The organism is Affinundibacterium nitidum, assembly GCF_014284155.1.
GTDB classification, from domain to species: Bacteria; Pseudomonadota; Gammaproteobacteria; order Burkholderiales; family Burkholderiaceae_D; genus Undibacterium; species Undibacterium nitidum.
Genome location: NZ_JACOFZ010000003.1, coordinates 290,295 through 309,840, shown reverse-complemented (window position 1 = coordinate 309,840; position 19,546 = coordinate 290,295). Strand labels below are relative to the sequence as shown.

The window sequence follows — 19,546 nt, the reverse complement described above, 5'->3', positions numbered from 1 at the left end:
AGAACAAATGAGTATTTCTAAAGCCGCTGTACTGACCATGTTAGGGCCATTGGCAATGACAGCTATCGCACAAACTACTTTGCCGGCATTTACCCCAGTGGTGGATTATAAGAATCCGTTAGTGATGCAATTTAAAGATTGCGTCAATGCAGTAGGTCTAACGCAGGATTTGCCCTTGGTCGAAGGCAAGCCAACGATTCTAGAGAAGGGCAGTTTTTTCCAACTCAATGAAACAGGTCGTATCCGCGATGGTTATCGTCATACGCTGTACGTCAGCCCAGACCAAAAAACGATTTACATCATCCAAGTAGGCGGCTTCGCTGGCACACAAAAAGTTTTTGGGCCACTCGATCGCAACATGAAATGTTCGGTCAAAACGTCTGCCGAATAAATATACTTTGTATTTAGGCGAAGCTGGCAAATGCCACTTCGCCCGCGCCACAGCTTAGCGTAAGATGCGCTTTCCTCAGTCGCATTTATACTTCACTTTTGCATTTTCTTGGTATGACAGTTCCTTTGACTTTCCGCCGCGCGCAAGCCAGTGACGCCGCCGCGCTGGCCGACTTAGCGCGCCAAACCTTCATCGATACCTATGGGCCTTACACTGACCCGGAAGACGTGCGCCTACATTGCGACAAATCTTTCGGCGTTGCTCAGCAGTTAAGCGAAATCGAAGACCCCAATTACATTGTGATCTTGGTCTACCACCAAGACGAGTTAATCGCCTTCACCGAAGTCGTGCAACGCCCCGCACCCGACTGCGTCAAAGTGGAAAAAACGATTTGCCTTTACCGCTATTACGTCAAACAAGAATGGCACGGCAAAGGCATTGCCACCCCACTACTACAAGAAATCGAAAAAGCCGCACACGACTCCGGCGCCGAGTACCTATGGCTTAGCATGTGGGCACCCAACCAAAGAGCCAAAGCCTACTATTTGAAAGTTGGATTTGAAGAAGTCGGTCTGATGGAGTATCACTTTGGGACTAAGGTCGAGCAGGATTTGGTGTTGTTGAAGCGCTTGTGAGAAATTTTTATTGAGCAAGCGCGTTTTCGTCTGGAAATTCGTGGAAATCAAGCGGTGCAATTCATTCCAGTTAGCGGTAAGTGTAAAGCCATTATGACAAATCAATTCAAAAATTACTTTGTGGGCGTAGCGATAAGTTTAGCCATGTTGCTCAGTGGATGTGGTGGCGGCTCTGACAGCAAAGAGGCACAGAAAGCGATGAATGGGCCACCGAGCCCATCACTTGATAGTACGACCGAGGTATTTCCTGGTATACGTTCAAACTACACGATAAGTCGCACTGCTACCGGCTTTGTAGTGACTGATGTAGGAATCGGCGGCGGCACCACGACGATCAATTTACCGAAAACAAGGGCGAGATTTGCCGACGTCACGGTTAATTTGTTAGTCGGTGATAAATCAACATTAATTCCCCCTGCAAAGCTGAAGTCGCTGATCGAGCTGTATATCGCGTTCTTTAATCGCGTGCCCGACGCGGACGGAATGTCATACTGGATTGATCAAATTAAGGGCGGGATGACATTGGAACAGTTGGCCGATAATTTTTACAAGGCTGCAATTCTGTATTCGAACCTTACCGGTTACTCCGATTCAATGAGTGACGCAGATTTTGTGAGGATAATCTATAAAAATGTATTAGGACGGAGTGAGGTTGATCAAGAAGGTCTGAACTATTGGACTTCAGCGCTTGCAAAGCCAGCTGGTAGCATTGGCGCACAAACACGTAGTAGCTTGATTAATACTATTCTTAATTCAGCACACAGTTTTAAAGGCGATTCCCAATATGGATGGGTGGCTGATTTGATCGATAATAAGATTGAGATAGCTACGTTTTTTTCCATTCAACAAGGACTCAGCTTTAACACCGCTGAGGAGTCGATTTCTAAAGGAATGGAGATAGCATCAGCAGTTACATTTCTTGATATATCCCAAGCCAAAGGAAAATTATCAAGTTCGGAAAGTACTCTCGATTTGCGTTTGGCTGCATCGACGACTTCACCTAATTTGAGGCGAACAACGATTCGATTGCAGAGCGATGCAGGCGATCTCCAAGGTGCTGGACAAGCCTACGCTTACGACCAAACTAATGCAAAAATTGAAGTCAGCACTGAGAAGAATAAAGTGGTTATCAGGGTCTCAGGTGATGAAACATGGATTGGAGTGTTTCAAACCGGGGGCAGTGAACAATCAGAATTGAAACCCGGTGTCGTTACTGATGCTAACAGTTACTATAGCGGCCTACCTTGGAATCAGAGTGCAGTTGCTTGGTATGGCGAAACTCGGTATTGCTTCAATTCTAAAGGGTGGTTTTCAATCGATAACATTAAATACTCAGGTTTAAGGCTGACGGAATTTTCTTTGCGCTTTGAGCGTCGCTGCAATGGTGGGGCTGCGGCTCTACATGGTCAAATCAAATTTTATGCCGATGATTCGACTACGCCGCCTCCACCGGTCTTACCTATTCCCGCGACACTCTGGAAACCACCGAGTGACTTAGCAAATAGTATCGGTAATTATGCTTATTTTGAGAGTGAGAACAATGACTACGTTGGATTAGGGAAAACTTATCGTTACGATCAACGCTCGACGTCGATATCAGTTCAGGGAAGCGTCTCTAACCTTGTGATCACGGTTAAAGGCAACGAGCTATGGACAGCGGAACTTCGCGGCATGGACACGCCGAATCCCAAACTAACAGCTGGCTACTATCCTGGAACGAAAGGATCTCGATTTCACAATGTGGTTAAAGGAGGATTGAGTTGGACAGGTGAAGGTCGGGGTTGTAGTAAGTCGAGTGGATGGTTTGCAATTGATCATGTGAAGACTGATGTATATGATAGCCCTCTCGCCTTCGATCTACGTTTTGAACAACATTGTGAGGATCGTGCAGCTGCTCTGCATGGCGTCATTCATTGGGTAAAGCCAGATACATCTCAGCTTTCTCCTATCACGAGCACGTCTGCCGTTGGTTCATGGCGACCACCTTCGAACGAGATACCCAACCAAGGGAACTATCTTTACATCCAAAGTGATCTCGGTGAATCAATAGCTAAGGGAATGGCATTTCTGCAAACGAGTTCAACAGCGAAGGTTGAAGCATACGTTCAAGATAACACCCTGATCTTTGAGGTTCGTGGTGTGCACAACTGGAGGGGTAATTTTATTGCTCGATCGGGACAAAACCAATTTGTGCGTGGGGAATACCCAAATATGAGTGGATACCCAAGCAGCGTAGGAGTCGATGGATCTCTGTCGATTTCGGGAGATGGTTACTCGAACAATGATCCCCGTGGATGGTTAGTGATTGATCACGTCAGCTACGTGGGAGGGAAGTTGGTTGCCGTGGATCTCAGGTTTGAGCAACTGGGACTGAATGCGTTGGGCTTTCTACACGGACAGCTCCATTGGCGAGCGGAACAAACCAACAATTTTGCAGGACCAGTGTTACCTGCACCAAATACCTTCTGGCGTCCAAAATCTGGACGCACCCCATCTATTGGGAACTACATTTATTTAGAGAGTGATCGAAGTGACTTTGTTGGTGACCAAGATTCGTATTTATATACGCCGTTGGATAGCATTTCTGTCGTTCAAGGGGATGGGAACGCGATTGAATTTAGGATGAACGGCGATGAGAGTTGGAACGGGCGATTTGTGACGATGGACAACCTGAAACAGATCCAGGTTGGATATTATGCTGGGCTTGATAATTTGCCCTATGGTAATCCAGCGAAGGGAAGTTTTAACCTTGGGGGGAACGGGCATGGATGCAATAATGCGACCTCGGGAGTCATTGTTGATAAAGTGACTTATGTCAGTGGACAACTCACCGAAATTGATCTCCGCTTTGAGCAACATTGTGAGAACGAACCCGGCGCATTGCGTGGCGAAATCCATTGGTCCGCGAGTGACCTGCGTAAGCCGGCCGGACCGACCTCTCCTATTCCATCAAACCTGTGGCGTGCACCGAAAGAATCTTTACCCTCAGGTGGTAATTATCTTTACATTAGTTCTGAACCTGATGACCTTGTCGGCAATCGACAATCTGGAATAACTGCGCTAATGACTTCAACGGATACTACATTCTTGACTTCAACCACCCCTATTCGAACTGATGATGCTTTCTTCCAAATCTGGGCGCAATCGAGTAATGGACAAGTTGGAAGTTGGAATGGCGCATTTCAAGCGATGGTGGGCGTGAAACAATTTCAGGTCGGTTTTTACGATAGAACGATGCGATACCCATTCCAGAACTTTGCTTTTGGTGGTCTAACATGGACTGCAAACGGTAGCGCATGCAACGTATCGATCGGGTGGTTTGCAATTGATAAAGTAACTTATGTTGAAAACAAGCTGACAAGTATCCATGCTCGCTTTGAACAGCATTGTGAGTATAGAACCGCAGCTCTAAGAGGGGAGCTCAATTGGGAAGCATCTCCCTCGACTGGTCTAGGCTCAAATACGAATCAAGCTGCTCCGCCAGTAGGTCTGCGGGGAGAGTCACTGTTGGGCGAGACTTCGTATGCCCGCTATAAGGATAGAGAACGAAAGACTTATCGGCAGACAATCAAGTAAAAAGGCGGAAGTGGCGATTAGTCGCTTCCTTCGTGCGCCAAACTCATATCCATTCTCATGCAATGTGTGCGGTGCCATTTCCTTTACAACGAAATGTCTGCATTTTACAGCTCTCGATCCGCGCTCAACTTTGTACTTCATAGCAAAGATCGAAAAAGGTGAAATGGCAAAATATCGAGGAACTTTGGCCCAAGTGAGCTTTTGAAAAAAGAAGCTCAGTAGGTACGATTAGCAACGCGTAATCGTACGCATGGGTTGAGGCTTGCTGTTTCAAAGTTGGTTTCGAAGAAATGGGCTTTTTGGAGTATCACTTTGGGACTAAGGTGGAGCAGGATTTGGTGATGTTGAAGGCTTTGTGATCAATAGCGTTCTTGTTTTGTCTTGAAATGCTTATTTTCTTGATTTTTAATATCGCCAAAACATGGCATAGTGAAGTCAAGCCATCAGTCGGTTCACAGGTCGCATGAATTAATCGAGAACATCCAATTATGGGGAGGAATGTCAAATGCATCCAATCTTGAGAAACATACTGGCCGTGATTGTCGGGGCGGTACTGGGAAGTGTGGCAAACATGTGTTTGGTGACCATCGGCCCGTCACTGATCCCGCCACCTGAAGGTGCGGTCGTCACCACGCTCGAAGGTCTCAAAGCTTCGCTTCATCTGTTCGAACCAAAGCACTTCATTTTTCCATTTCTCGCTCACGCCGTGGGAACTTTAGTCGGTGCGTTTGTTGCGGCTTTGATCGTAGCGCAGCATAAAATGCGATTTGCTTATGGTATAGGCTGTTTGTTTTTAGCCGGTGGCGTCGCGAATATCTTTCTCCTGCCAGGCCCCGTTTGGTTTAATGCCTTGGATGTGATTGCTGCATATCTACCGATGGCATTTATCGCGGGTAAATTCGCCGTCAAATTTGGAAAAAAGAATTGAGTCGCTAGCGTTCAGTGCTGTAGGTACGATTAGCAAAGCGTAATCGTACGCCTGTATTGCCGCAACTCCTGTTACCGCAACTCCTTACGCACCACTAACTTCAACCCAGACCACACTTCGCTCACCGCGCACACCTTGATATCAACCAAGCCCAGCGGCAAAGCGACTTCGCGAATCACATCTTCGGTGACATCGGTCGGCACTTTTGATGCCTTCTTCGGCCACGAAACCCAAATCATGGCGTCCACTGGCATCTTGTCTCGAAGGCTCTTGAGTGTTTTTTGTAGCGTTTGTTTTTTGTCGACGAACAAATGAATCACTTCAGTTGATGCCGTGAGTCTAGCGACAAATTGCACGTCTTCTGGCAAGGGTGCAAGTAGCTCATGGTAGTTTGCAGGTGCGTCAATGGTGTACACCGTGCTGCCTTCCTTGATGCCGAGTTTTTTGGCGAGTGGTGTTCCTGAGTATCCGCTGGTCATGAATGAGCCCCTCAAGTTCGAAACGAAATGTTATCGCGTGAAAGACTAGTGTATCTCAAGTGCGCTCGGCACGATGCGCGACGTGTCGTCGCAAGCCTGCAATCAATTGAATGAGCCTAGCGCGGAAGTTGTGGTGCACCGATCCCTCCCACCTCGTGCAAAATCCCTTCCTATAACCCAAGCTCCGACAAACCCGGATGGTCATCAGGGCGTCGTCCCTGCGGCCAATAGAACAATCGCCGCGAAGCGTCGATCGCGAGATCATTGATACTGGCATAGCGTTTCTGCATTAGACCATTGTCGTCAAACTCCCAATTCTCGTTGCCGTAAGAGCGATACCATTGACCGTGGTCGTCGTGCCATTCGTAGGCGAAACGCACAGCAATGCGGTGGCTGTCATGGGCCCAGATTTCTTTGATCAGGCGATACTCGTGTTCGCGTTGCCACTTGTGCTCTAAGAAGGCGATGATCTCCGCTCGGCCGCGAGGGAATTCATGGCGGTTGCGCCATTGGCTGTCTTCGGTATAGACCAGGGCCACCTGTTGAGGGTCGCGCGTATTCCAGCCGTCTTCAGCGAGCCTCACTTTTTGTGTTGCGCTGTCTAGATTGAATGGCGGTAAAGGTGGGCGTTGCGGCGCCGGTTTTATATTGATCATTGTCGCTCCTGGTATTGATGGTTTAGAGATCAAGCGTAATGTGTGAATCGGCAGCGCGAGAGACGCAAGGGCAGAACATACCTTCCTTCTGCGCTTCGCTTAAAACCTGATCCCGATGGTCTGCTGCACCCGCGAGTAGTTTCACCGCACATGTGCCACATTGGCCTGTGCCACAAGCCGATGCCGCAGGAATGTTCGCTGCATCTAATACCTGTAACACGCTTTGGTCCGCCGCCACTTCTATCGTTTTTTGTGATCGATGCAGCGTCACGCGAAAGGCGCGGTCATTGGCTTTTGGTGCTACACCGAATGCTTCAACATGTACGCGATCTTTGGCGAAACCTAGACGAGCCGCGATGCTCTGTACTTGCTCTAACATGCGTGTCGGTCCGCAAACATAGATGTCGGTGTCGCGGGCCGTATTGGTGAGAAGCGTCTCTAAATCGAGGCGTTGGCCTTGATCTGAAAAATAACACAGCACTTGCTCACCGAGGTCGCGCCGCAAACGATCGCCATACGCCATGTGTTGACGATTGCTCGCTGCATAGTGCAACTGGAATGCCGTGCCCTGTGCTTTCAAGCGTTGTGCCATAGGCTTAATCGCCGTAATGCCGATGCCACCCGCAATCAAGAGAGCGGCCTTACTGCCATCACGCAAAGAAAAATACTGCTTAGGCAGATCGCAATGAATGACAGTCCCAATCTGGTAAGCCCCATGTACAAAGCCCGAGCCACCTGCACCCTGCGCTTCGTGTAACACCGCAATCTCATAGATATCGCGCCGAGCAGGGTTCGATGCGATGGAATAATGACGCACAGCGGCTTTGCCATTGGCGAGAATAACCGGCAGTGCTAAATGCGCACCGGCTGCCACCACAGGCAAATCTTGGCCATCAATATCGCGCAGTTCGATCGCGCGGATGCGCGGCGTGAGTTAGCGTACACCACTGACGACGAGTGACAATTCACCTTGCCCCAGCTCTTTCGGTATCGGGTTTGCCGCTGTTTGTGATCGTGTTTGTGCCTGCGTCTGCGTCTTTTGCAGTTCAGCCAATTGCGCTTGTAAGGGCGCTACCAGTTGTTCGATATCAGCGTCGGTGTAACGTGCCGTAATATGCTGAGGGCAATTCCAATCCCAGGCTTCCACGCGAATGATAAAAGCACGTTCGATACGTGCACGGTAGGCCGGCATTTCGAGTTTGGCGATGACGTCCGGTGCTTCGCGTTCATGCACGATCTGCACACGGCCCCAGATTTTGAGGCGGCGTTTCTCTTTGTAATCCATCAGTATCAGAGAGATACGATCATTGGCGAACAAGTTACCCACGCTCAGATACTGGCGGTTACCACTAAAGTCAGCAAAGCCTATCGTATGCGCATCGATGACTTTTAAAAAGCCTACTGGCCCACCACGGTGCTGCACATAAGGCCAGCCATCTTGATTCACGGTCGCTTGATAAAAGCTATCGCGCGCCTCAATGAATTGCGCCTCGCGCTCGGTGATTTCACTGCGATCATCGTCGGCCAGCTCAAAGCCCAGATTCGCTTCGCGGCTGCGATACAGACTCTGAGCGGCTTTCACGCTCGGGGTGAAACTAATTTTGGAAAAAGCGCGTGGCATGGGTTATTCCAGATATAGCGATGAAATTAGACTTAATGCATAGTATTCAGCAGCGTTGTGCTCGCATGAGCATTGATAAGCAGTCTCGAAACAGGACAATTCTTTTAATCAATTACAAATCTTTCGGCGCTTTGTTTTTGATTTCAGACCAAGTTTTTCCGGCTTTGGAAATATTTCCCAGAACATCTTCTAACCATTTCTTTTGAATGTCTTTGTTGACGTTCAAGTACAGTTTGTTGTCGACTACGCGCCACGCTTGTGGGTCGCCATCGAGCTTTTTTTCCAAGACCACGCCCATCGCGCAGAAGCCACCAAATTGCGGTGCGTACATCGCTGGATTTGCTTTGAATTTTTCTAAATGCTCTTTAGATGCGAAGCGATAGGTCGCGCCATCAAAGCTATGGGTGTACATCGCTTTACCCAAAGTTGGGGTCTTCAAGGTGAAATAAGCCACTGGGTCATAACCGTGCAGTGCTACGCCTGCTGTATCAACATTGACAGCGGCAGTAGAGTTTTGATCTTGTGCGTGTGCTGGTGCAGGCAAAGCGGCGGAGAAAGCAACGGCGCCGAGCAAGCTAGCAGCGATGAAAGTACGACGTAAAGTAGAGTGCAACATGATAAGTCCTTGATAAAAAGAGATCGTGATCAAATAAGGTGGTAACTGATATGCAAATCGACGCCCATCCAGTTGCAAGAATCTGTCTGGGCGCTAGGCGAAATTAGTTCAAGCTCACCTTTGGGAAGTCGATTTCCACACGGCTCGCTTTGCCCAAGATGTTCGTCAAGTAGTTCAAACCAACGTGCGTGATGATTTCAACGATGTCGCTATCGCTAAAGCCAGCATTGCGTGCTTCGATTAATTCAGCAGTCGCGATTTCGCCTTTGTGTTCGGCGATAGAACGCGCCAACTTCACCGCAATCGCCGCTTTCGCGTCTTGGCTAGAGCCGGCACGGTTGGCAGTGATTTCATCTGTGCTCAAGCCCGCTTTTTCGCCGAGCGCTGTGTGCGCAGATACGCAGTATTCGCAAGAATTTTGTTGAGCGACGGCGAGCGCGATACGTTCGCGTGTCAAACCATCGAGCGTGCCTTCGTGTGCAATGCTGTAAAAGCCCAAGAAAGAGCGCAATGCCGCTGGCGAGTTAGCGAAGATTTTCAAGAAGTTAGGAACAACGCCCAATTGCGATTGGATGGCGTTGAACAGTTCCAATTGTTCGGTTGTTGCTGTTTCGTTAGTGACGAGGTTGATGCGGCTCATGATGTTTCCTTTTAAGTAAATGATTAAAGTCGGGACTTACGCGAAATAGACGCTGGCCTTGTTACATCGCCTCGCCCTACTTTCGTACTGTCTTCGGCTCCGTGCCTAGCCAGCGCAATTTGGCGTAAGTCCTTATTGACCTTTGCAGTCAGTTCGCTTCATCCGATTGGCGTTGTTCAGCGAATGGATGCATTGTGCCTACATCCATTTGAAATAAGAATCCTCATGAATTACAATTAATTATTGCGATAAGTGGAATAATGAGGCGATATGGACCGATTTCATCAAATGAGCGTCTACGTAGCGGTAGCCGAGGAAGAAAGCTTTGCCGCCGGAGCGCGGCGCTTGGGTTTATCGCCACCGGCGGTGACGCGAGCGGTGGCGGCCTTGGAAGAAAGCTTAGGTGTCAAACTCTTAAATCGCACCACCCGCTACGTGCGCCCTACCGATGCAGGGCAACGCTATCTCGACGATGCGCGTCAAATTTTGGCCAAGCTGCAAGAGGCAGACGAAGGCGCAGCCGGTATCAATGCCGCACCACGCGGACACCTAACGATGACCGCGCCCGTCTTGTTCGGCAAAATATTTGTGATGCCCCACATCGTTGAATACATGCAGCACAACCCACAGGTAGAGATCTCGGCCATGCTATTAGACCGTGTGGTGAACATGATGGAAGAAGGCGTTGAAGTTGGTGTGCGCATCGGTGCGCTACCCGATTCCAGTATGCGTGCGGTGCGCGTGGGACAAGTCAAACGCGTCTTATGCGCCTCGCCAGACTACTTAGCAAAACACGGCATTCCACAACGCCCAGAAGATTTACACCAACACCACATCGTCGCCGCCAGCGGTGTCACGCCCAGCATAGAATGGAAATTTGGAGAGGGCGAAGGCACCGCACACGCAAGTACCAGCACGAACACCATTCGCATTAAACCCAGACTCACCGTCACCACCAATGACGCGGCCATCATGGCAGTCAAACACGGCGCAGGCATCACACGGCTATTGTCTTACCAAGTCGCCCACCATTTACAAAGCGGCGTTCTCAAAACCGTACTGAGCGAATACGAATCCGCACCGCTACCGATTCACATCATCCACCGCGAAGGCAGAGACGGCTCAGCAAAAATCCGCAGCTTTGTCGACTTCATGGCGCAGGCCTTACGGGCGCATAGTGCATTACAGATGTAATCTGGCTAGGTGAGGAGGATTGCTATTGAGCAGGAATAGTCGTTTGGGTGTGATCGGAAAATGGCAAAAACCATGTTCTCGCTGTTGAACTGTATATTTGTACAGTTTAACAAAATAGACCCAAGCACCATAAGGCTTTCGAGCCAATTGAAACCGCGTTGCTCAATTTGCATGTTTGTGTTAACTTCGGTTTCTTTCACTTTAAAACAAGTTGCACTAGTCCCGCTGCGCGGGAGGACGCGTAAGGCGCCGGCTGACTGGCTCTTTGCGTTAAGAGAGGTGACCAATGGCCAGTACATTGCAGCGTCTTTTTCAGCGCCATTTCTCGCAGTTGGCTGCTACTGAACGCTTACCGCCGCATTGGTATCGCGCTGCGAATAAACTTTCTCGCTGTCGTACTGCTGCATTAGGTGGTCATGTGCAGGCTTGCCCTCAAGGCCATATTGAACGGGTCTGGTATAACTCCTGTAAGCATCGTAGCTGTCCACAATGTAAAGGCTTGCAGATGGCGCGTTGGTTGCAGCAACAGCGCGAACGCTTACTGCATTGCCCGCACTATCACATCATCTTCACCATCCCCCATGAATTAAACACGTTATGGCAATTCAACACCGCCGCCATGATGGAATTACTGTTTCAATGTGCCAGTCAATGTCTGCAAGAATTACTTAACGATGAGCGGCGACTCGCTGGCGCTGAGCCTGGTTATCTCATGGCTCTGCATACCTGGGGACGCTCCCTCTCTTTGCATCCGCACTTGCATTGTTTGATCACCGATGGCGGTCTCTCTGACGCAGGTTGGCAGCAACCGAAAGGCAGTTGTTTATTACCCGCACGGGTACTGATGACCAAATTTCGCGGTAAATTACTCGCGCTGTTGCGACGGGCCATCGAGCGGCAAACGCTGCGCTTACCCGATGATGTGAGTTATGAACGCATGCATTCGTGCTTGAACCACCTGTTTCGTAAGAAGTGGAATGTGCGCATTGAAACCCGCTACGATCATGGTCAAGGCTTGGTGCATTATTTGGCACGTTATGTTCGCGGTGGACCGCTACATGATGGTCAGATTCGGCTCACGCATCAGCAGGTCAATTTTACGTATACACCGCATGGTGATAGCGCTACTTCGTATCGCTCGGTTTGCGCGGCGCACACGCCGGAACGTTTTCTGAAACTGGTGTTGCAACATGTACCCGAACCAGGCAAACACACGGTGCGCGGTTATGGTTTGTACGCGCCGCGTAAAACAGCACGATTGAATTTGGCACGTATCGTATTCCGTCAAGCGCCCATCACCAAGCTTGAACCATTGACGTGGCAAGCGTATTACGCGAAACACGTCACCCAACCCACTGCGCATGTTTGTACTTTGTGTGGTGCGACTATCGGCCATGTCCGTAACATCGCTCCGCATCATGATCCACCACGACCGCGCCCATTAAGAGGTCAACATGTGTAGCACTTTGTTGATTCGTGCTTATCTCAACTCGTCTCAACTTCCACGTTTATCGCGTTTTCATTTCCATCAGAGAATATTGTTCCAATGCTCGCCAACTATCGCCCACTTGATCGTCAACATTCTTTTGATTTTAAGAATAAATCAGATTGCTTCTCGTTCTGATAACTCTTAAAATCTCCATAACTAATTTGCAACCAGCTGTAGACGCGCCGTGCAACAAGGCATTGGTAGCGGACACCGCTACGCGGTTCCCCCTTCGGGGTGCCGCACAACTAAAACGTTGCACTAGTCCCGCTGCGCGGGAGGACGCGTAAGGCGCCGGCTGACTGGCTCTTTGCGTTAAGAGAGGTGACCAATGGCCAGTACATTGCAGCGTCTTTTTCAGCGCCATTTCTCGCAGTTGGCTGCTACTGAACGCTTACCGCCGCATTGGTATCGCGCTGCGAATAAACTTTCTCGCTGTCGTACTGCTGCATTAGGTGGTCATGTGCAGGCTTGCCCTCAAGGCCATATTGAACGGGTCTGGTATAACTCCTGTAAGCATCGTAGCTGTCCACAATGTAAAGGCTTGCAGATGGCGCGTTGGTTGCAGCAACAGCGCGAACGCTTACTGCATTGCCCGCACTATCACATCATCTTCACCATCCCCCATGAATTAAACACGTTATGGCAATTCAACACCGCCGCCATGATGGAATTACTGTTTCAATGTGCCAGTCAATGTCTGCAAGAATTACTTAACGATGAGCGGCGACTCGCTGGCGCTGAGCCTGGTTATCTCATGGCTCTGCATACCTGGGGACGCTCCCTCTCTTTGCATCCGCACTTGCATTGTTTGATCACCGATGGCGGTCTCTCTGACGCAGGTTGGCAGCAACCGAAAGGCAGTTGTTTATTACCCGCACGGGTACTGATGACCAAATTTCGCGGTAAATTACTCGCGCTGTTGCGACGGGCCATCGAGCGGCAAACGCTGCGCTTACCCGATGATGTGAGTTATGAACGCATGCATTCGTGCTTGAACCACCTGTTTCGTAAGAAGTGGAATGTGCGCATTGAAACCCGCTACGATCATGGTCAAGGCTTGGTGCATTATTTGGCACGTTATGTTCGCGGTGGACCGCTACATGATGGTCAGATTCGGCTCACGCATCAGCAGGTCAATTTTACGTATACACCGCATGGTGATAGCGCTACTTCGTATCGCTCGGTTTGCGCGGCGCACACGCCGGAACGTTTTCTGAAACTGGTGTTGCAACATGTACCCGAACCAGGCAAACACACGGTGCGCGGTTATGGTTTGTACGCGCCGCGTAAAACAGCACGATTGAATTTGGCACGTATCGTATTCCGTCAAGCGCCCATCACCAAGCTTGAACCATTGACGTGGCAAGCGTATTACGCGAAACACGTCACCCAACCCACTGCGCATGTTTGTACTTTGTGTGGTGCGACTATCGGCCATGTCCGTAACATCGCTCCGCATCATGATCCACCACGACCGCGCCCATTAAGAGGTCAACATGTGTAGCACTTTGTTGATTCGTGCTTATCTCAACTCGTCTCAACTTCCACGTTTATCGCGTTTTCATTTCCATCAGAGAATATTGTTCCAATGCTCGCCAACTATCGCCCACTTGATCGTCAACATTCTTTTGATTTTAAGAATAAATCAGATTGCTTCTCGTTCTGATAACTCTTAAAATCTCCATAACTAATTTGCAACCAGCTGTAGACGCGCCGTGCAACAAGGCATTGGTAGCGGACACCGCTACGCGGTTCCCCCTTCGGGGTGCCGCACAACTAAAACGTTAGTGCTAGGTTCTAGTATCTCCAAAAACGATCAAATGAAACTTATTCAAGCCTTCATCGAATGTCCTGAAACGAGCATCTTTCGCGTGATCGGATCTGAAGAAAACGATTACTCGAACTGGGAAGTCGAACCTCTTACTCTCGATATTTTGATGGAGGGGGAAGGATTCTATATCGTGAAAGCTAAAAATATACTTCCTGATGGTAAAGTCCAAGACTGTTACTTGGACATATCATTACCGGAACGAATCAACGATTTGGTATACTTTTTTGATGGAGTAAACCTTAGAGTTGACTATTCGTTTAACTTCAACGGTGACATCATCTGTGCAGTACCAATCGATTGCTTTGGCGTTTATGAGTTGTTTTACTCAAAGATAAATCCCGCTATTGGGATTGATATTCTCAAAGTTGGATTGACCAATTCCGCCAGAAAGAGCGCGATTGCTGAAGATCTAGGATATATTTTCCGCGACGAAGAAAAGTATGATGACGCGGCCAAGATGTTTCAAATATCTGTCAATGAAGCCCCATCTTCTTACTTTTTATACGGTGAGCTTGCGGCCTGTTATATGGCATCGGGGCAACCGGAGAAAGGGAAAGAGTATGAACGTCTCTTCTCACAAAACAATGGGATGCACTAACATGACATTCGAGTTCGCTCCACTTCGTTCCGCCGGACGCGCAAGCGCGTGCCGCTCAATTTAGCGTTAAGAGGCAAAAATCATCGAACTCGTTGACATTCTCAATGCCGCGGAAAACAGTTCTCTTAAAGTTCGAGAGCTGAGGTTCTTTGCTGAATCGGTCGAACTGTCGTTGCTTGCGTGTTGCGACATGGTGGCGCTTCACGTTGCCCGCGAATATGCCGGCGGAAGGATGACATATGATTGCGGGGGCTGCATTATGAACTCACTTTTCTTGCTTGCGACTTCGCCTGACTTTTGGGCAGTAACCGACAATGAAGTGCCCCCTATCTTATTTGCGGTCTATCAAGCATTTGACGAAGGCGAGTTCCATCATTCAGGTGACGATATGCGCCTCAGTCCTGAGGTTCTGCATACACAGCCTTTAATTGCAAAAGTCTTGGAGCGTAACCATGCCTCTTAACATGACTTTCGAAAATGACGCGCGATTGAGCACTTCTTGTAAAATTTTAAATCGGCGTGCGCGCCTTTCAAATCAACGTTATATGTAAGGAAGCTCGGCGATGAAATTCGTAATTCGGCCGCTCGTTGGCGTTGGCCCAGTCGAGTTCAACATGGCGCGTGCTAGTGTGTATGCTGCTCTAGGGGAGCCTGAGTACAGAAACGGAAATCGTGAATGTTTCCTATCTGGTTTGATGATTGATTTTGACAAAGCAGGAACTGTTGAATTTATTGAGATGGCTCGATCTGAGAAATTTATCGCAGATTTTGATGGGCAGAATCTTCATGGAATCACGGCAATCGAAGCAGTGGCGCTGATGTCGAAATATGGCGAGTTAGAAGAAGACGATACTGAAACAGGATATAGCTATATTTATCCGAAATTGCAAATCAGTCTTTGGCGGGGTATTCTGCCAGAAAACGAAAGTGACGAAAACGGAAGATATTTTGAAGCTATCGGCGTGGCAAGAGATGGATATTTCGATGCGTAAATCATATAACTGGTCGTCCGTTTCAGACGGCTTCGCCGCCACACAACTCAAACGTTAGCGATCAAAAAATGAGAAAAATAATCTTTGCTATTGTACTTATGCTCTACGGCCAAGCACACGCATGCATGGCGAAATTAATGCCCGACGAAAATTGGGAGAAGTATTCTGAAATTTTTATCGGTGAAGTTTCCGGAGTTCATCTCATTGGATATGAGAAAGATAGGCTAAAGAGTCTATCGAGAGGTGACAATCAACGATGGTTTACTGATGTAACTCAAACACAAAATTTGAATCTGCTCGTCACGAAAGTGTTTGTTGGAAAACCTAAACCGTTGCTGGACGTTAAAGTTGGTGGATGTGGCGTAGTCACCCCACGTCCAATGACGTTTGGGATATTTTTTGTTAGTAAAGAGACTGGCGCTATTATTCCAATTTATGAAACTGAAGGTGAATTGTATTATGAGTTGCTGGTTAAACTGGGAAAGATGAGTCGCTAACATGACATTCGAAAATGACGCGCGAGCAAGCGCTTGTTTAAAACTTACTGTTAGGTGTGCACGCCTTTCAATTCGGCGTTATTTGTTTTAACCAGGAGTAAACCATGGGATTGTTAATGCAGGTGGTCAGCAAATTTTTAAGCGGCCCAGCAATTCAAAGATTAGATCAAATAGATATGAAAATCGATTACAAAGATGGCGCTGTTCTATTGCCAATAGTAGTAATTAAGCACCTGGAAAATACGGATGAAATCCGACATTTAATTTCTGAAAAGCTCGAAACATATCTAGGTTATCTCAACTCGGACCAGCATAATAAAAATGCAAAGAGTATTGTCGAGTTCAAATGTATTAAAAAGCCAGATCCGGAAATCTGTGAATTTATCGAGTCTTTCAGTGCTAATTTTTCAGCTCTCAACTCCGAACTGAGATGGAAATCCTAAATTAAACACATAACAAACAAATAATGTCGCCGCTGAGCGGCTGGGACCTTCATTCCGGCGCTTCGCGCCTACATTGCGGCCCCATATTTGGGTATTAGTCACTAAGATGCACACGAATAGAAAGCTCTTCGATCTTGCAACAAAAAATTCTCAGCGAAATGCTGCAAGTGAATTTGTGTCATCGTTGCCTGGAAAGTTGAAGACGATCTTTGAGGGAGCAAAGGTAATCTATCATCCTGAGCTCTCAGAATTTTTTTCGCCAATTATTCATCAATCCATTGAGCTTCAAAAGCTTATCGATTTGCCCACGGTCGGCACAAAAACAATGATGACCTCTTCCAAAGAAAAAGCACTAGAGCATTTCTTTCGCTGGGCATCGGAGCTACCAGAGGACGAATACGTTTTTGTACTTGGGGGCGGTAATGGAGTTTCGTTTGATGGGACAACTTCATGGGTATCGAATTTTCCGGGATATGTCCTTAAAGTTTCCGATGCACTTGAGGCATATAAAATGCTGTCCTTAAATGATTTCGAAGAAGTGGCCATTGCGTCGCAAAACAGCCAGCACGCGGTACTGCTTGAAACTTTTTGCGGATTTCTGCCTGACGATCCTTCTGAAGATGAAGTTGTCTATGAGCTTTCTAAATGGTGAAGCGTGACTAACATAGCATTCGAAAATGACGCGCGACTAAGCGCCTTTACAAACTTTTTTGATCGGTGCGCGGGCCTTTCAATTCAGCGTTAGGGACCTTCATTGGCGAACCAAATTTCATCACAGTGGTGTCTTGTTGGGAACATAAAAGATAAACGCTTTTATGGTCCAAATGGGCTCGAAGAAAGAGCTGGCACCAAGCACTTTTCGGCGGGGACAAAAGTGTTCTGTTTGCCTGTAAAGTGGGGAGATGGCTACGAGAAAATTGTTGTGGTTGGCAGACATCGCGGCTCAAAGAAATTTTCTAAAATGATTATACGATCAGACTGGATAACAAATTGGCGTGCAAAAGTTGTTTATTCACCCGAGGTAATTCGGCTCCTTACTCAAGATGAGTTTCGAAATTGGGCATCAGAGAAAGAAGTGAAGCAGCACATTGAAATCATAAAAGAGAACGATGATCCAAGTATTCCCTAACTTGATGGTCGATCGGACTGGCCGCGATGCGGCTGCATATTTTATAAATTTGTGGACGGCCCTCCGCTCACCGTTACGTTAGGCATCGATCACATCAAGTTCATATCGAACGGAGTTCCAAGATGGATATTCAAGAGAAAACACAACATACATCAAAATCAGTAACCACTAGCATGGTGATAATCAGTCTATTAGCTTGTTTATTGTGCGTTACTCTATTGACTATCGGAACTTTAAACCATGACGGCGTTCTACATCAAATAATGTCCTATTGGTTTGGCCCTTATGTCATTATCGGGGCCGGTTTTTGGATAACTTTTCTTACAGCTGCATTATTTGGTTTTGATATTCAATTGAAAAATAAGGCATCGCAAAAGTAATGCACAACAGTTCATTTGAAAATGTCGGGCGGATTTTGCGCATCCACAAATTTTCCTAATTTTCGCGCGCATTTCAATTCAGTGTTAGGTTTAAAAAAATGGCAGGCTTCCCGATCCCATCAGACTTTCCCTTAAACAGTTTCATCGGGCAAGAGGTGACTCAAATATGTATTGGTAGTCAACATGTTCGAATTAATTTCTATAAACGCATGATGGGAGCGGAGTTGTTTGATAAATGGGAGAAAGGTGCTGCAATTGACATCGAATCTGGCTATGAATTGTGGGATTTAGACCGGTGTACCCAAAAGACATCCAACGAGGATTTAGGCGAAAAAAGTGGTTGTTTAACTGTACTGCTTGGGCAAGTAATTACTGCCTTTGAAAAATTGCCTGATAACGAAATTGTGTTCCGATTTTCAAATGGGAATGAACTTAAACTTTTGACGGATAAGCAGGGATTCGAATCGTATCAATTAAATCTCGACGGAAATTCAGTTGATATTACGAAGAATTGGTGACTGACCTAACATGACATTCAAAAATGATGCACGATGAAGCGCTCTGTTAAAATTTATAGATTGGCGCGCATGCCTTTCAACTTTGCGTCAGGCCTCAAGCATTCAAATGTGCCATCTCATTCTCAGTAGCAGCGCACACAACCCTAGCTTTTCGTTCTCAAGAAAGATGGATACGACACCGTGAAAATCACACCTACACCGATCAGTGCGGCAATTGCAGGGGCCTTCACAGGGATAGTCATGCCCTTACTTTGGTCCCACTTTGGCAACGACACCATGAGTTTGGTGGTGGCATTCCTGCTTGTGGTGGTTCTTCCAGCCCATGCGTTTGTAGTTGGCTTCAGTTATAGCCAAACAGCCAATGCGAGAACATTAGACACCGCGCTAATCAAGCGCGTCGGTGCCTGGTTAGGTGCAGTTGCAATTGCTATGTCCATTGCGCAGGCCTTCCGTGCGTAACGCGAACAATCCCCTTCTACAAAGCGGGAACCGCGTGAGGCTTTATCCTTCATTGAGAGGCCCCATATGCCAGCGCTAGCATGGAATCCCGTCGATGTTCTCGATCTGCTGGAAGTCGTTCCTGTTGAGGGCGAGTACGGAACGTCTTACTTGTATCGACTTGAACGGAGTGGTGTCCGGCTGGAACTCGCCGTCTATCCCTGTGATGGAGACGTTTCTTTGAAGATCAGTTGCGGGCACCAGTCCGAGCCGTTCATCAACCTTCAGCTGCTTGAGTGTCAAGCAGTTCGCGTTGTTCAAGACAAGCGCGGCCGCTGCATGGAGTTCTCGGCTCCTAAGGCGTTCGCTGGCCGCTACGACGAATCGTCAGCAGCCCCCTATGGTTTTCGATTGTGGGTGCAACCGTACCTACAGGTCGAACCTTATTCGTACGCTACGTAGTGAGAATTAAACGATATGCATCAAGGAGTTTCT

The 19,546-nt window shown here is 47.9% G+C and carries 24 protein-coding genes; 18 read left to right on the top strand and 6 right to left on the bottom strand.

Translation table 11 applies throughout. The features are described 5' to 3' along the window. The first annotated feature begins 7 nt into the window (after positions 1-7). The 4 genes from H8K36_RS11280 to H8K36_RS11265 all read left to right on the top strand — a co-directional run bounded on the left by H8K36_RS11280 (position 8) and on the right by H8K36_RS11265 (position 5,530). On the top strand, positions 8-391 hold the full coding sequence (locus tag H8K36_RS11280) for a hypothetical protein (RefSeq protein ID WP_186916383.1): 384 nt from the start codon (positions 8-10) through the stop codon (positions 389-391). Positions 392-504: 113 nt separating this feature from the next. After that, entirely contained in the window at positions 505-1,026 is a 522-nt protein-coding gene (locus H8K36_RS11275) for a GNAT family N-acetyltransferase (protein WP_186916384.1), read from the top strand. 93 nt (positions 1,027-1,119) lie between these two features. Continuing rightward, positions 1,120-4,602 carry a DUF4214 domain-containing protein gene (locus H8K36_RS11270; protein WP_186916385.1) on the top strand — a complete coding sequence of 1,161 codons (3,483 nt, stop codon included), beginning with the start codon at positions 1,120-1,122 and terminating at the stop codon, positions 4,600-4,602. A gap of 505 nt (positions 4,603-5,107) precedes the next feature. Further along, positions 5,108-5,530, top strand: a complete 423-nt coding sequence (locus tag H8K36_RS11265) for a hypothetical protein (RefSeq protein WP_186916386.1) — start codon at positions 5,108-5,110, stop codon at positions 5,528-5,530. A gap of 71 nt (positions 5,531-5,601) precedes the next feature. On the opposite strand, the gene H8K36_RS11260 is transcribed toward H8K36_RS11265, so the two are convergent. From H8K36_RS11260 to H8K36_RS11235, 6 genes are all read right to left on the bottom strand, one after another. Then, on the bottom strand, positions 5,602-6,009 hold the full coding sequence (locus H8K36_RS11260) for a DUF3052 family protein (RefSeq protein WP_186916387.1): 408 nt from the start codon (positions 6,007-6,009) through the stop codon (positions 5,602-5,604). A 170-nt stretch (positions 6,010-6,179) separates the two neighbouring features. After that, on the bottom strand, positions 6,180-6,665 hold the full coding sequence (locus H8K36_RS11255; protein ID WP_186916388.1) for a nuclear transport factor 2 family protein: 486 nt from the start codon (positions 6,663-6,665) through the stop codon (positions 6,180-6,182). Between the two features lie 22 nt (positions 6,666-6,687). Further along, positions 6,688-7,542, bottom strand: coding sequence for a PDR/VanB family oxidoreductase (locus H8K36_RS11250; RefSeq protein ID WP_186916389.1), 855 nt, complete (start codon positions 7,540-7,542; stop codon positions 6,688-6,690). Between the two features lie 57 nt (positions 7,543-7,599). Next, positions 7,600-8,286 carry a pyridoxamine 5'-phosphate oxidase family protein gene (locus H8K36_RS11245; RefSeq protein ID WP_186916390.1) on the bottom strand — a complete coding sequence of 229 codons (687 nt, stop codon included), beginning with the start codon at positions 8,284-8,286 and terminating at the stop codon, positions 7,600-7,602. Positions 8,287-8,398: 112 nt separating this feature from the next. After that, positions 8,399-8,902 carry a YHS domain-containing (seleno)protein gene (locus H8K36_RS11240; protein ID WP_186916391.1) on the bottom strand — a complete coding sequence of 168 codons (504 nt, stop codon included), beginning with the start codon at positions 8,900-8,902 and terminating at the stop codon, positions 8,399-8,401. Positions 8,903-9,005: 103 nt separating this feature from the next. Next, positions 9,006-9,542, bottom strand: coding sequence for a carboxymuconolactone decarboxylase family protein (locus H8K36_RS11235; protein WP_186916392.1), 537 nt, complete (start codon positions 9,540-9,542; stop codon positions 9,006-9,008). Between the two features lie 270 nt (positions 9,543-9,812). On the opposite strand from H8K36_RS11235, the gene H8K36_RS11230 reads away from it, so the two are divergent. The 14 genes from H8K36_RS11230 to H8K36_RS11165 all read left to right on the top strand — a co-directional run bounded on the left by H8K36_RS11230 (position 9,813) and on the right by H8K36_RS11165 (position 19,513). Next, the gene (locus H8K36_RS11230; RefSeq protein WP_186916393.1) at positions 9,813-10,736 is read left to right on the top strand and encodes a LysR family transcriptional regulator; all 924 of its coding nucleotides are present in this window, start codon (positions 9,813-9,815) and stop codon (positions 10,734-10,736) included. A gap of 286 nt (positions 10,737-11,022) precedes the next feature. Continuing rightward, positions 11,023-12,198, top strand: coding sequence for an IS91 family transposase (locus H8K36_RS11225; RefSeq protein WP_186916394.1), 1,176 nt, complete (start codon positions 11,023-11,025; stop codon positions 12,196-12,198). A 355-nt stretch (positions 12,199-12,553) separates the two neighbouring features. Continuing rightward, complete coding sequence (locus H8K36_RS11220; RefSeq protein ID WP_186916394.1) at positions 12,554-13,729, top strand: IS91 family transposase; 1,176 nt, start codon at positions 12,554-12,556, stop codon at positions 13,727-13,729. Between the two features lie 211 nt (positions 13,730-13,940). Beyond that, positions 13,941-14,654 carry a tetratricopeptide repeat protein gene (locus H8K36_RS11215; RefSeq protein ID WP_186916395.1) on the top strand — a complete coding sequence of 238 codons (714 nt, stop codon included), beginning with the start codon at positions 13,941-13,943 and terminating at the stop codon, positions 14,652-14,654. A gap of 259 nt (positions 14,655-14,913) precedes the next feature. Then, a complete protein-coding gene (locus H8K36_RS11210) occupies positions 14,914-15,117 on the top strand; it encodes a hypothetical protein (protein ID WP_186916396.1) in 204 nt (67 codons plus the stop codon). Between the two features lie 151 nt (positions 15,118-15,268). After that, entirely contained in the window at positions 15,269-15,646 is a 378-nt protein-coding gene (locus tag H8K36_RS11205) for a hypothetical protein (RefSeq protein ID WP_186916397.1), read from the top strand. A gap of 137 nt (positions 15,647-15,783) precedes the next feature. Beyond that, entirely contained in the window at positions 15,784-16,143 is a 360-nt protein-coding gene (locus H8K36_RS11200; protein WP_186916398.1) for a hypothetical protein, read from the top strand. A gap of 104 nt (positions 16,144-16,247) precedes the next feature. Beyond that, positions 16,248-16,586, top strand: coding sequence for a hypothetical protein (locus H8K36_RS11195; RefSeq protein WP_186916399.1), 339 nt, complete (start codon positions 16,248-16,250; stop codon positions 16,584-16,586). Positions 16,587-16,692: 106 nt separating this feature from the next. Next, entirely contained in the window at positions 16,693-17,238 is a 546-nt protein-coding gene (locus H8K36_RS11190; protein ID WP_186916400.1) for a hypothetical protein, read from the top strand. Positions 17,239-17,340: 102 nt separating this feature from the next. After that, complete coding sequence (locus tag H8K36_RS11185; protein WP_186916401.1) at positions 17,341-17,715, top strand: hypothetical protein; 375 nt, start codon at positions 17,341-17,343, stop codon at positions 17,713-17,715. 122 nt (positions 17,716-17,837) lie between these two features. Next, entirely contained in the window at positions 17,838-18,095 is a 258-nt protein-coding gene (locus H8K36_RS11180; RefSeq protein WP_186916402.1) for a hypothetical protein, read from the top strand. A 98-nt stretch (positions 18,096-18,193) separates the two neighbouring features. Next, a complete protein-coding gene (locus H8K36_RS11175; RefSeq protein ID WP_186916403.1) occupies positions 18,194-18,613 on the top strand; it encodes a hypothetical protein in 420 nt (139 codons plus the stop codon). 180 nt (positions 18,614-18,793) lie between these two features. Beyond that, positions 18,794-19,072: a hypothetical protein gene (locus H8K36_RS11170; protein ID WP_186916404.1), complete on the top strand. Its 279-nt coding sequence runs from the start codon at positions 18,794-18,796 to the stop codon at positions 19,070-19,072. Between the two features lie 66 nt (positions 19,073-19,138). Continuing rightward, entirely contained in the window at positions 19,139-19,513 is a 375-nt protein-coding gene (locus H8K36_RS11165) for a hypothetical protein (RefSeq protein WP_186916405.1), read from the top strand. Positions 19,514-19,546 lie beyond the last annotated feature (33 nt).

Bases quoted from the DNA above. Each gene is read 5' to 3' on its own strand.
- H8K36_RS11280 (WP_186916383.1), top strand. From the start codon at position 8: ATGAGTATTTCTAAAGCCGCTGTACTGACCATGTTAGGGCCATTGGCA.
- H8K36_RS11275 (WP_186916384.1), top strand. From the start codon at position 505: ATGACAGTTCCTTTGACTTTCCGCCGCGCGCAAGCCAGTGACGCCGCC.
- H8K36_RS11270 (WP_186916385.1), top strand. From the start codon at position 1,120: ATGACAAATCAATTCAAAAATTACTTTGTGGGCGTAGCGATAAGTTTA.
- H8K36_RS11265 (WP_186916386.1), top strand. From the start codon at position 5,108: ATGCATCCAATCTTGAGAAACATACTGGCCGTGATTGTCGGGGCGGTA.
- H8K36_RS11260 (WP_186916387.1), bottom strand. From the start codon at position 6,009: ATGACCAGCGGATACTCAGGAACACCACTCGCCAAAAAACTCGGCATC.
- H8K36_RS11255 (WP_186916388.1), bottom strand. From the start codon at position 6,665: ATGATCAATATAAAACCGGCGCCGCAACGCCCACCTTTACCGCCATTC.
- H8K36_RS11245 (WP_186916390.1), bottom strand. From the start codon at position 8,286: ATGCCACGCGCTTTTTCCAAAATTAGTTTCACCCCGAGCGTGAAAGCC.
- H8K36_RS11240 (WP_186916391.1), bottom strand. From the start codon at position 8,902: ATGTTGCACTCTACTTTACGTCGTACTTTCATCGCTGCTAGCTTGCTC.
- H8K36_RS11235 (WP_186916392.1), bottom strand. From the start codon at position 9,542: ATGAGCCGCATCAACCTCGTCACTAACGAAACAGCAACAACCGAACAA.
- H8K36_RS11230 (WP_186916393.1), top strand. From the start codon at position 9,813: ATGGACCGATTTCATCAAATGAGCGTCTACGTAGCGGTAGCCGAGGAA.
- H8K36_RS11225 (WP_186916394.1), top strand. From the start codon at position 11,023: ATGGCCAGTACATTGCAGCGTCTTTTTCAGCGCCATTTCTCGCAGTTG.
- H8K36_RS11220 (WP_186916394.1), top strand. From the start codon at position 12,554: ATGGCCAGTACATTGCAGCGTCTTTTTCAGCGCCATTTCTCGCAGTTG.
- H8K36_RS11210 (WP_186916396.1), top strand. From the start codon at position 14,914: ATGAACTCACTTTTCTTGCTTGCGACTTCGCCTGACTTTTGGGCAGTA.
- H8K36_RS11205 (WP_186916397.1), top strand. From the start codon at position 15,269: ATGGCGCGTGCTAGTGTGTATGCTGCTCTAGGGGAGCCTGAGTACAGA.
- H8K36_RS11200 (WP_186916398.1), top strand. From the start codon at position 15,784: ATGCCCGACGAAAATTGGGAGAAGTATTCTGAAATTTTTATCGGTGAA.
- H8K36_RS11195 (WP_186916399.1), top strand. From the start codon at position 16,248: ATGGGATTGTTAATGCAGGTGGTCAGCAAATTTTTAAGCGGCCCAGCA.
- H8K36_RS11190 (WP_186916400.1), top strand. From the start codon at position 16,693: ATGCACACGAATAGAAAGCTCTTCGATCTTGCAACAAAAAATTCTCAG.
- H8K36_RS11180 (WP_186916402.1), top strand. From the start codon at position 17,838: ATGGATATTCAAGAGAAAACACAACATACATCAAAATCAGTAACCACT.
- H8K36_RS11175 (WP_186916403.1), top strand. From the start codon at position 18,194: ATGGCAGGCTTCCCGATCCCATCAGACTTTCCCTTAAACAGTTTCATC.
- H8K36_RS11165 (WP_186916405.1), top strand. From the start codon at position 19,139: ATGCCAGCGCTAGCATGGAATCCCGTCGATGTTCTCGATCTGCTGGAA.